Genomic DNA, 13269 nt, shown 5'->3' with positions numbered 1-13269 from the left:
TTTCGATGGTGTTTGTAATCTCTTTTTTATGAGGTTACTATAGAATATTTTCCTATTCGAAAATAATTAGGATTAGAGAAATATTAATTGAAAGTTGATATGTTAACACTATGAATAATTGAAAAAATAAAAAACCCACTCAATCGAGTGGGTCTTGTATATAAAATCAAAGAATTATTTTTTGATTGCTTTGAAAGATTTAACACTTCCGTCTTCCATTTTAATGTTAACGATGTACAGCCCTGCTTTTAAGCTTGATAGATTAAGTTCTGCAGATGGTGCAAGAGCCTTGATTTCTCTTCCTGAGACATCATTTACAGAGATGGACTTCACACCTTTTACATCAGACACCTTAAGGATATCAGTGAAAGGATTAGGATACACAGAAACGCCTTTTTTGTTCACATCAGATACGGCAAGATTATCAAGCACAGTGATCTTGTAATCTTCTACCTCACCATCGTCACCATTCATACAAGGATTATCAACGTTGCCAGAATAGTAGAACGTTCTTACTCTCATTCTTGTATCTCCTAAAGTAGCACTAGTAGGAACCGTGAAGCTGTATGGACAGGCGGAGCTCAATCCGCTGGTTACATTGGTAGCTGTTCCAAGATCATATCTCTCAGAAGCTTCGAACACTTTATTCTGATTCCAATCGATCCAAGCAATTTGATATTGAGTATAATTACCATCAGTATTTACGGAAACGCTTAAGTTGTAGCTTTTCCCTTTTGTAAGGTCAGCGCCAATTGTAGAAGAGTAGTTTGTATATTCAGTGCCTGCAGCTGTAGTAGTTGTATTGTTGATATTCATTGTTTCTCCGTTGAGCGTAACATTAGTAATACCATCATTAAAACCTGCATTGGTAGGGATTGAAGTACAATAATCTGATGCGCCGGTAACAAAGTTGGCTTCCGAGCATCCGGTTGCTTCACCGATATTATTTAAAGGGACAACTTTTACATAATATGTAGTGTTAGGAGTTGGACTAGAAATAGTATAGCTGGTAGCTGTTACAGCGGTGCCGTTTGCAATATTGTAATTACCTGCGCTAGTACCTAAGTATAGTTTGTAACCAGTTGCGCCGGATGCGATAGCCCAATTGATTATTACAGGGTCGTTAGGATTTGCACCATTGCTTGGTAAAGTGTAGGTAGTACAGCTAGGAGCAGTAGTTGGAGGAGGAGAACATATCACAATCTTTGAATGGTCATCGAACCACGTGCTTCCACAGTTCGCACTTGTATGAGTATAGAAATATACTTCACCATTGCTTGTAGGCGAATAAACTAAAGGTCCTTTTCCATAGACCAAAGGTGTTCCTGATGGAGTTGCAATGGTAATATAATAGTCCGGTTCTGTGGTGGTGAATGTATAGATCCTTCCAGCAGTTAAACTTACTATAGCATATTCGCCACTCCAACTATCATCGGTGATAATGTTTTCTGTTGTCCCGTCACACGTTGTGATGGCAACCGGATCTTCAGGATATGCATATCCATCTACACATTGAGCATTGACAACGTTGGCTAAGCACAACATTGAAAAAGAGAATAAAAGTTTTTTCATAATAATTATTTTAATTGCTAACCAAATTAAGAAAAAAAATCAACAAATACTATGGATTTATCAATAAATAATAAAAAAATCCGTCTGGTTTCTTTAACCAGACGGACCATATTTAACTTTATAATTCTAAGAATTATTTTTTGATTGCTTTGAAAGTTTTTACACTTCCGTCTTCCATTTGAAGGTTAACGATATATAATCCAGCTTTCAAGCTTGATAGGTTAAGTTCTTCTGTAGCAGCAAGAGCTTTTACCTGTCTTCCTGAAATATCGTTCACAGAAATAGATTTCACTCCTTTTACGTCAGAGATCTTAAGAACATCTGTGAATGGGTTAGGGTATACAGAGATACCTTTCTTGTTCACATCAGATACTGCAAGTGCACTTTGGTAATCGATAGTGTAATCTTCTACCTGACCGTTGATCATAGTTGTACAAGCAGTCTGTAACGGTGTGTTCATTTCAGTGAAAGTTGGTGGTTGATAGTTATACTTCACTCTCATCTTTTTCTTACCAAGAGCAGTTCCTCCAGGAATTGTAATATTACCCGTCAATGTAACTGGGTTAGCAGTTGTTCCGGTAGTATAAATTTTAGAAGCAAAAGTATTGAAGTATGATTCTCCCGCATCATCAAAATCACCATCATTGTTCCAGTCTATGAATACTACTGTGGCCCATCCGTTTGCAGCATTGCCATTTGTAGTTCCTAATACTGTTATAGGTAGAGTAGTAACGTCATCTTTAACAACAAATTCAGTCGATGTGAAATCTTGATGTACAGGGAATGTGCCAATAGTAGTAGCTGTAGGGTCAGAAGTATTAGTGGCTCCTGCAAAAGTAACAGATTTAATTGGTGCAATTGCAGTAGGAGCTGTTGAGGTAATAGGTCCACAATGGCTAATATTGCTGTTTGTAGTAAATGAAATCTCTTGACAACCCGTAGCATCACCTACATTGTTTGTAGGAATTATTTTTGTGTAGTAGGTCGTATTAGGAGATAACGAAACGTTAAGTGATGTTGTAGCTCCTGTAACGGTTGTATTTACTACATCGGAAGCTCCCGCAGAAGTCCCAACAGTAATTTTATAACTGGAAGCTCCTTCTACAGATGGCCATGTAAAGCCTACCGTACCAGCAGAAATTGTGCTTCCGTTTGTAGGCAATGTATATGCTGTACAAGCCGGTACTGTTGTAACGACAGCTTGTTTTACAACAAGGTCATCTATATATAGCGCACCAGTAGTACTTCCTGTTCTTGCCATCCATGTACCAATTCCATAGACTTTACCAGGTTCAAATGTACCGGCGGGGATTGTAGCAGTAACAGTTCCACAAGTTGTTACAGCAGCAGAAGTTAATGTAACACCAGTTCCAACCGTGTATATGGTCCAAGCTCCTGATGATTCATTTTGTACGGCATACATTACATATAGTGTTCCTGTAAGGTTTGCTGCTTTTCTGTATTTGAAGCTCACATCGATTTTTTGCCCGTTATCTACTTGTCCGTAATAATCACCTACTTCCAATAGATTTGCAAACCATCCTGTTTGTGTTACTGTAGCACTATAGGTAAGAGAACCTGCTACGGCTCCGCTACAAACATTAGTAGTAGTTGTACCACCGCCTCCAAATTGGCCCATACCAATCATGTCTTCTTCAAAACCTTCAGTGAAGTCATACTGAGCATTCACTCCGATACCTAATGCCAAAAGGCAAGAGAATAGAATTTTTTTCATATTTAATAAATTTATTTAAAACTGATACGAATATAAAGTTTTTTTTCTTTTCGAGAAAACATATTAACATTAAAATGTGATAAAGCTTGCTAATAACAAAAAGCCACTCTAATATGAGTGGCTTGGTATAATTAATCGAAGAATTATTATTTCTTGATTGCTTTGAAAGATTTGATACTTCCGTCTTCCATTTGAAGATTAACAATATACAATCCTTGTTTAAGGTTAGATAAGTTGATTTCTGCAGATGGTGCCAGAGTGTTAACTTGTCTTCCAGATATATCATTTACAGAGATTGACTTCACGCCTTTTACATCAGATATTTTGAGTACATCTGTGAATGGATTAGGGTAGACAGAGATGCTTGATCTGTTAACATCTGATACTGCTTGAGTAGGGCTCTTGATGTTTAGTGTATAATCTTCTACTTCTCCGTAGGATCCTACACCGCATGAAGTAGTGTTTGAAATAGTACCTGTGGTGTCATTCACACGAATTCTCAAACGTGTATTTCCAATTACTGCAGTTGAAGGGATTGATATGGTACCCGTTGCAGTACTAGGAGTTGTAGATGCTCCAGAGTAAGTGTATGTTAAAACTGTTTTTTCGGTAGCATCATCAAGGACACCGTTTTGGTTGAGGTCTACCCAAGCATATACGGCATCGGAAGCGTATCCATTGGTAACAGTAACTGTAATTGTATATGTTTTTTCTAGGGTAACATCTACAGGGGTTGCAGTAAAGTTTTCGTAGCCAGTTGTGCCGGTTGAGTTATTGTCAAGAATGTTAGTGCTTGAACCTGTTTCTGCTAATTTAACATTGGTGCTTCTTTCGAAAGTACCGTTATTACCACTTGCACTACAATATATATAATTACCTGTGTTGAATGAGATCTCGTCACACCCTGTTGCATCTCCTATATTATTGCTAGCTATAACTCTAGCGTAGTAAAGCTTATTAGGTTGCAATGATACTGAATAGTTTAAAGCACTTGTAGAATCACCGTTTACAACATCTGTGCCTCCCGCTGTAGTACCGACATAAACTTTGTAACTAGTAGCACCACTTGCAGCAGACCAAGATAAACTTGCTGGATTTGGAGTAACGTTAATTGCCCCGGTAGTAGGAGTGCTAATTGTTGTACAGCTTGGCACGGTAGTAGGAGCAACGTAAGTGAATTCGTAAGCTCCAATATCTGGTGTTGTACTGTTTCTGGTAACGCCTGCGTAATCGGTTGTGAAATCTAAAATGTCAGCAGCTCCTTTGTTGTCTAGATTTTGAGTGGAAGTAGCATTTACATTTAGTTTCAAGAAGTTTGCATCTGTTCCGTTAGTTGAAACAAATTCAGGCGCGATGTTCAACGAATTGGTCTCACGTGTTGCCACATGTGTTAGGAAATTAGCATAATTATACCCAGTCGTTCCGTTATAATAAACAACACTGTTCGTTGCTGAACCCACTGCAAAGTCATTATTGTTAGAAGTTGTAGCGTAGTTGTTCAAATTCGTTGCTGAAGTTCTTCTTAATGCGCTTGCGAAGCCAGTTCCATTAGGGGTTGATGTATTGGAAATGATATTGTTCTTTAAGTCAAGTGTTGCAGTGGTTGCATTGGTATTATATGTATGAAGAATACCAGTTGAGTTAAAGTTGGCACCAGATGATGTAGCATTCAAGTAAATGCTATTGTAGTATAGGTTTAATTTAGATGTAGCTCCTGTTGATACAAGATTGATACCAGCCAATAAAGCCGATGTAGAGCTGGCAGATGGCGTTCTAAGGTCACCTATAAGGTTGTTAACAATGTTAGTAGTAGTAGAAGCGATTGACCCGCCTACATGAATTCCATAGGCAGCACCTGCGGTACCGTTGGATTGTAAGCTATAGACTTTGTTCCTCAATATGTTGCTGGCCGTACCTGTTGCTCCTAAAAATACACCATATGCTGCACTGGCTGATACTGTGCTGCTAGTGGTAATATTATGAATGTTATTATCTGTAACAGTAATAGAAGGTCCTGAAACTGTAGAATATATTCCATAATATGTTCCTACAGATGGTCCTTGTATATTATTACCCGTTGCGGTAAGGCTTCCTGTATTGGCTGTTGCTGCATATGCGTGCAATATGCCGTAGACAGGAGGGACAGAGGATCCTGTATATAGAGCCGATGTACCAAAATTAAAGGTATTGTTATTGGCAATAAGATTCACTGCGGTACTAGCACTTACGCTAAGGCAATAAATTCCTGCATGTGTACTTAAACTAGAGGCACTTGCATAGTAAGTTTGTCTGGATGGTGCAGATACGTTGTTGTTGTTTACGGTGAAACTTGTATTGTCACCATAGATATATATACCTGCTGCACCTAAACCGCCGCTAGCAAAAGACATGGTGTTGTTTGAGATGTTGGTTCCGGCTTGATATGTACCAAAGAAACCATATGCTGTAATATAAGCTATCTCACCGATATTATTGATTGTATTTCCGGTGCTTGCAGAACTTCCTCCTATATCGTTGTTTGTATCACGAAGAGTATAAGGAGCTGCCGAAGCAAACCCGCCAAAGTAAACACCGATAGAAAGAGGATTGTTAATTGTATTGCCATAGATCTTGTTATAGCTGTTCAATCCATCTGTGCTAGTAGGATTTATAGCTGTTCCGGTTTCATTGGTGTGGGCAAAATAAATTCCCGATGTGCCGGTTACTACAGTCGCACCTGGAAGAAAGTTAATTGTACTGTTTTTTATAGTATTGTAATTGGCACCATCTGTTGCGGAAAGATTGTAAAAGTAGAAACCTCTTTCTATTTTAGTTGTTGGAGTTGTATTGGTTTCACTTTCTTGTAAAGTAACCCCATCAACAGTGACATAATCAACACCTGCAAATTTAAAAAATGCATCCGTGGTTGTAGATGCTCCTGCAGATGCTAGAAATACAGGGTTATCTCCGCTTCCGCTTTTCTGAATAATTAACGGATTGGAGGCAGATAATGTTGCATTCAGAACACTGCTTCCTAACTTTAGACCACCTACTGGGATAGTCTCTGTATAACCCGCAGGTAAATTAAGAGTTACCCCACCAGATCCAACACCATTTGTGTTAAGGTCTGTAAAAGCGTCTGCTAAGGTAGGATAATCCGTACCAATGGTTTTAGTTCCTGTGACCTGGGCAGATACTCCCATGCCAAGCACTAAAATGCTTGCTAGTAAAATTTTCTTCATAATTATTTAATTGTTTAACTTATCGCAAATCTAATGATTATTTTGAATAAGTTGTAAGTATGTATTATATTTTTTTTATTGATTTGGAAAAAATAATATAATTATTGTAAATAATATTGATTGCCTTGAGTCTTGCGTAAAAAAAAGCCACTCAATTGAGTGGCTTAAATACTATAAATAATTTTTAAATTATTTTTTGATTGCTTTGAAAGTTTTTACGCTTCCATCATCCATTTTAAGGTTTACAATGTATAATCCTGATTTCAAGTTAGAAAGATTAAGTTCAGCTGCCGGAGCAAGTGACTTAACTTCTCTTCCTGATACATCATTTATAGAAACCGATTTCACGCCTTTCACATCAGAAATTTTAAGGACATCAATGAATGGGTTTGGATATACTTTCACTCCTCCTTTATTTACATCTGAAACAGCCATTACTGGGCCTGCAATATTTAAAGTGTAATCTTCAACTTGTCCATAAGCGGCAGTTCCGCAACCTGTTGTGGCTAAAGTTGAAGTGAATGTTGCAGTGCTGTCATAGATTAGTACTCTCATACGTGTTGTTCCTTCTGTTGCAGTTGCAGGAATGGCAATATTAGTAGTTGCACTAGTGTAGGCAGTTGAATTTGCTGTAACATTGATCGTAGCGACTAATTCTCCAGCATCACCAAAAGTTCCATTATTATTGTAATCTATGAATGCACGGATAACGTCCCCAGCATAAACTCTATCCGATTTCACAACAAGACCATAAGTACTTTCCTTATTTACATTCCCAACAACAGAAGTAAAGTCTTCGTATCCTGGAGGGTAAGGCGTCGTGCTTCCTGGAGAGGTGTTGTTGATATTGGCAAAAGTAACATTGGTTATTTTGTCGTATTGTGCGCTTGCAGGGCCGCTAGCTGTACAATATGAAACCGTATTGTTCGTGCTGAATGTTATCTCTGTACATCCTGTAGCGTCACCAGATAGGTTAGATGGTACTACTTTGGCATAATATGTTGTATTTACAGTCGCAGGGAAAGCATATGAGGTGCCACTTACTGTTCCATTGAATACTTCACTTCCTCCAGAAGTGGTGCCAATTGTTAATTTGTAATCTACTGCAGTAGGTGCAGCTGTCCATGTGATTGATGGTTGCCCAGCTGATATGACGGCACCATTAGTAGGAGATGTAAAAGTTGTACATGAAGGTGCGGTAGTTACAACGTTCTGAACAATTTTATAATCAGCGGTTACAATTGTTGAGTTTCCAGAACTTCTAACAAAGAAATATCCATAAGCATAATCTTTAGAGCCGTCCAGTTTCAGTGTTCCGGCGGGTATTGTTCCTGTTAGAGTTGTACATGTTGTTACTGTACTAGATGTTATTGAAGCACTTGCAATAGTATTAACTCCCCAAGTAGTTCCGCCAGCATCTGTGTCAAAATATACCAAGTATAAAGTACCTGCACCAGTTCCTGTTTTCTTGTAAGAAAGTGTAACCGTAGCTGCTTGTCCGTTATTAGTTTGCAACGGATCACTATCAGTTAGGGTAGTTAGGTTGATGCCTGCTCCAATTTGCGTATTGGTAGCATTACCTGTTTGTGAAAGACCTCCCCCAACACAACCAGTTGTTGTTGTCGGAGTAGCGGCAAAATAAATCAAATTAGCATCCGTAGTAGGATCTGCTGTGTAGTTGTATTGGGCATTTGCTCCAATTCCAAGTGCTAAAAAGCACGATAGTAAAAGTTTCTTCATAATTGATTAATTTTTAGAATTCAAGCAAATATAGAACATTATTTATATTATTTGGGGTTATAAATTTATTTTTTTTCATTTTATTTCAATAATTAATTTGGAATTCATAATCAATGCTTCGATTTGATAATAAAAAAATCTATTTAAAGTTAATTAAATAGATTTTTTTATTGAATTTTTTCTATTATTTAGTGGTAATTTGAGTTAATTCAGAAATATTTCATAATTGTTGATTTGATGAATAAGCTCTAATAAATTTTCATTGATATTAATTTTGTGTTGCATTGATACAACTTCCAGAACAGATTCATCTTCAGGGTTTTTGATAAAGAAATTGAGTTTTTGCTCGCCTTGATTTTGAATGATATTTTCTCGGAAAAACTCGATGTCTGTTTGTCTTAATGAATCTAATGGAACGACAACTGATAAACTTTTAGCAAATTTTTCAAAAGCTTCTTTCAATTCCAAAACTTCATTCACATTGACGAAAACACGTCCATCTTTTCCCTGGGAGTATTTGATTTTCATAATCACAAATCGTTGAACCTCCAATTTATCTTTCAATTTCATATAATCTCGGTCGCCTAATCGGAAAGAGTAGGAGCCGGTATAATCTTCCAGCATTACAAAAGCTACTTTTTCTCCACTTCGGAAACCGTCTGCAACACGATATTCTGTGATCAATCCAGCGACAGTATATTCTTTAGTATTGTCTTTTTCATTCATCTTGTCTTTCCAACTTTTCTTTTCCTCAAACAGTTCTGCTGTTTTTTGAGGGAATGCCAAATCTTTAAAAGCTTCCACTTCATCCAGATTTAGGAAGTTGAAATTCCCTTTCGGCTCAGCTTTTTTTGCGGATTCTTCGATGATTTCTTCCTCTAGTCCAGAATCGTCGGAAACTACAATGTCTGGAACTTCTTCATCAGGAGAACTGTCTTTTTCTAAAATTGGAGCAACTTCTTCCAAAACAGGCAGATCGTCTCTTTTTTCTTCGAGGACAGCTTTCTTCGAAAGAACACCTTGCATGAATTGGAACTGATATTTGAACTCATCCAAAGGGTGTGCAGAAAGATAAAACCCTATGATCTCTTTTTCTTTATTCAGCTTGTGCATATTTGGCCATTCCGCACATGGCAAAAGTTTAGGTTGCTCGATTTGAACTTCCTCGGCAAAATCAGCAAAAAGCGAATTATCCATCTCATTTTTACTGTCTTGAAAGCTTTGCCCATATCGGGAAAGTCTTTCTATGTTTGTTCTTCCGGAAGCATCGATGTCAAAATACTGGCCGCGATGATAAGAGTCCAGTTCGTCAAAAGCACCGGCTGTTATCAAGCTTTCAGCAACTCTTTTATTGACTTGTGAAGGTGGAATTCTCTCGAAGAAATCATATATGTTTTTAAATTTTCCCTCTTCCCGGATTTTGGTGATCGCTTCACTCGGACCTTCGCCAATTCCTTTGATAGCACCAAGTCCGAAACGAATCTGACCTTTATCATTAACGGAAAACTTATACTGGGATTCATTCACATCCGGTCCTAAAACATCCACGCCAATTGCTTTACAATCTTCCATGAACATTGTGATAGAGGCCGTATTGTTGATGTTGTTACTCATCACACTCGCCATGTATTCAGCGGGGTAATTGGCTTTTAAGTAAGCAGTTTGATAAGCAATCCAGGCGTAGCAAGTGGAGTGGGATTTGTTGAAAGCGTATTCTGCAAAGGCTTTCCAGTCATTCCATATTTTTTCTAATCGTTCTTCGTTGAGATTATTTTTTCTTCCACCTTCGATGAATTTCGGGTACATTTTATTAAGGACATCGATCTGCTTTTTACCCATCGCTTTTCTCAAAGTATCGGCTTCACCTTTGGTAAAGTTGGCGAGTTTTTGAGACAGAAGCATTACCTGTTCCTGGTAAACAGTGATTCCGTAAGTTTCTTCCAGATATTCTTCGAGTTCCGGCAAATCGTAAATGATCTCCTCGGTTCCATGTTTTCTGTTGATGAAATTCGGGATATATTTTATAGGACCAGGACGGTACAAAGCGTTCATTGCAATCAGATCGGCGAAAACCGTCGGCTTCAGTTCACGCATATATTTTTGCATTCCGGGGCTTTCATATTGGAAGATCCCGATGGTTCGTCCGTCCTTAAATAGTTGATAAGTTTTTGCGTCATCAAGCGGAATTGCATCAGGGTCGATATCTATTCCGTGACGTTCTTTGACAAGTTTCACCGCATCTTTGATAATGGTCAAGGTTCTTAATCCTAAGAAATCCATTTTCAAAAGACCGGCATCCTCCGCCACCGAGTTATCGAACTGGGAAACCAAAATCTCTGCATCTTTCGCCGCAATCGTTATCGGAACCAGATTGCTTACAGGTTCTGGTGTGATAATCACGCCACAAGCATGGATTCCGGTGTTTCTGATACAGCCTTCCATTTTTTTTGCACTGTCCAAAACCGAAAATCTGGAGTCATTCTGGTCATTCAGAATGGCTTTCATCTCATCAACTAATTGCTGATCTTCTGGTTTCAGTTTGTCATATTTGGTCAAGGCTTTGGCGATGTTCATTCCGGGGCTTGGCGGAATTAATTTCGCAATCATATTGGTTTCCGGAATCGAAACATCCAAAACCCGACCTGCATCTTTAATTGCAGATTTTCCCCCTAAAACTGAGTAAGTAATAATCTGGGCAACCTGTTCCTGACCGTATTTTTCAACCACCCATTTGATGATCTTATCGCGACCTTCATCATCAAAATCGATATCAATATCGGGCATGGAAACCCTTTCCGGATTCAGGAATCTCTCGAAAAGTAGATCGTATTTGATCGGGTCAACATTGGTGATTCCGATACAGTAAGCCACCGCCGAACCAGCAGCGGAACCACGACCGGGACCAACCCAAACGCCCATTTTTCTGGCCTCATTACAAAAATCCTGAACGATCAGGAAATAACCTGGGTAACCTGTGTTGGCAATAACTTCCAATTCGAAATCAAGTCTTTCTTTGATTTCTGGTGTGATTCCAGTTTCTTTATATCTTTTTTTTGCGCCTTCGTAAGTCAAATAAGTCAGATAGGCCATCTCTCCACGTTTTCCACCATCGATGTCATCTTCCGGATTGATGAATTCTGTAGGAATATCAAACTTCGGAAGCAAAACATCACGCTTCAAAGTATAAGGTTTGAATTTTGCCAAAAACTCATCATACGCTTCGAAAGCATCCGGATAAGCGAGAAAAGCGGCTTTCAGTTCTTCCGCATTTTTAATATAATATTCATCCGTCGTCAAGCCTTTTCTTTTTCCGAAGCCTTTTCCGATAGGCGTTGATAATTTTTCGCCGTCTTTGATGCAACTTAAGATGTCCTGAATGTTCGCATCGCTTTTATCAGTATAAAAAGTCTCATTCTGAGCGAGGATCTTCACATTGTATTTGTCTGCAAACTGAAGTAATACCTCATTCAAATGCTCTTCTTCCGGCAGATTGTGATTTTGGATCTGAACATAAAAATCGTCGCCAAATTCCTCTTTCCACCATTGGAACAGTTCTTCTCCTTTTTGTTCCCCGATGTTCAGGATTGTGCTAGGGATGTCGCCATTGATTCCGGATGTCAAAGCAATCAATCCTTCTTTATATTGTGCGATCAACTCTCTGCTGATTCTCGGAACTCCGAAATAAAATCCTTTCTGGAAACCGATACTTGATAATTTGACCAAATTTTTATAACCGTTAAAATCCTTTGCCAGAAGCACAACTTGCGTTCTTCTGTCCGGGTCGTCTTTGGTAAATTGTTTTTGTTCGTATCTGTCCGAAATATAAAATTCTGAACCTACAATTGGAATCAGCTGATTGGAATCTGGTTCTTCTTCATTGAATTCCTCGCCTTTTTCTTCTGCCTCAGCTTTTCTTGCCAAATATTCTTTATGCTTTTTTGTTACTGCAGAATTGGCTCCTTCCACCGCTGTCACAAATTTGAAGGCGCCCATCATATTCCCAATATCGACAATCCCAACTGCTGAGAAATTATCGTCTTTTGCTTTTTTGATGAGGTCATTGATATTGGTTGTCGCAGTCAAAGTCGAGAAAACACTGTGATTATCAAAATGAAAATATTTACCCAGATCGATCTCATCGATATTCGTAATGTCAACTTGCTTCTTTTTATTATTGAAACTTGCGACTTGTCTTCTGATGACAATTCCGAATGGTTTTATCGGATTCGGATGAAGCGATTGAAATTCCTTTAATTGGGCTTCATTGATTTTCAAAACCTCAGTTGGAATCACACCGATTCTCATCATTTCGAAGAAAACTTGCGCAGTCGCATTCACATCGGCTGCTGCATTATGCGCTTCATCAAATTTGTGTCCGTATAGTTTTTCGTAAAGTTCTTCTAGTTTTGGAGATTTATATCTTCCGCCTCGTCCGCCTTCCAGTTTACAATAATCTGTTCCCAAAATCATCGTGTCGGCTTTTGGCTTTTCCTGAAGATTATCTTTGATATTTTTTCGATAAAATTCTGCTCCGACAATGTTGTAATCAAATTCTACATTGTGTCCGGAAACGACTCTTACATTTTCCAGAGCTTTAGAAAATTCTTCCAAGATCTCCTGCAAATCACGCCCTTCTTCATTCGCGATCTTAGTCGTAATTCCGTGGATTCTCGCCGCGTTGAAAGGGATGTCGTAACCTTCTGGTTTGATGATGTAATCTTGATTTTCGATTAGGTTTCCATTGTCATCGTGGATCTGCCAGGCAATCTGGACCATTCTTGGCCAATTGTCTGAATCTGAAAGCGGAGCATTGAAGTTTTTGGGTAAGCCTGTTGTTTCTGTATCGAAAACTAAATACATCTAAAAAGAATTTTGTGTAAAGTTAAGATTTTAATAAGAGAAAAAAAATGCCTGCAAAATTTGGTTTTGTTAATTGTTCATAAAAAAGTTAATGCTGGTTAAATCTCTTTTATCAGTCATAATTAAATCTAATTTTGAAGA

Annotated in this window: 5 protein-coding genes; all 5 read right to left on the bottom strand. The window is 38.3% G+C overall.

The features are described 5' to 3' along the window. Window positions 1–174 precede the first annotated feature (174 nt). A complete protein-coding gene (locus RTX21_RS07790) occupies window positions 175–1572 on the bottom strand; it encodes a GEVED domain-containing protein (protein ID WP_312766652.1) in 1398 nt (465 codons plus the stop codon). Window positions 1573–1705: 133 nt separating this feature from the next. Further along, window positions 1706–3307 (bottom strand): GEVED domain-containing protein, encoded by a 1602-nt coding sequence (locus RTX21_RS07785; RefSeq protein WP_312766650.1) that lies wholly within the window; start codon window positions 3305–3307, stop codon window positions 1706–1708. A 146-nt stretch (window positions 3308–3453) separates the two neighbouring features. After that, window positions 3454–6528, bottom strand: a complete 3075-nt coding sequence (locus RTX21_RS07780; RefSeq protein WP_312766647.1) for a GEVED domain-containing protein — start codon at window positions 6526–6528, stop codon at window positions 3454–3456. Between the two features lie 189 nt (window positions 6529–6717). Continuing rightward, complete coding sequence (locus tag RTX21_RS07775; protein WP_312766646.1) at window positions 6718–8268, bottom strand: GEVED domain-containing protein; 1551 nt, start codon at window positions 8266–8268, stop codon at window positions 6718–6720. 204 nt (window positions 8269–8472) lie between these two features. After that, window positions 8473–13128, bottom strand: coding sequence for a DNA polymerase III subunit alpha (gene dnaE / locus RTX21_RS07770; protein WP_312766644.1), 4656 nt, complete (start codon window positions 13126–13128; stop codon window positions 8473–8475). Between the last annotated feature and the right edge of the window lie 141 nt (window positions 13129–13269).

The sequence above is a fragment of the Epilithonimonas sp. genome, assembly GCF_032054305.1.
Taxonomy (GTDB): domain Bacteria; phylum Bacteroidota; class Bacteroidia; order Flavobacteriales; family Weeksellaceae; genus Epilithonimonas.
This window is presented reverse-complemented; position numbering and strand designations above follow the sequence as displayed.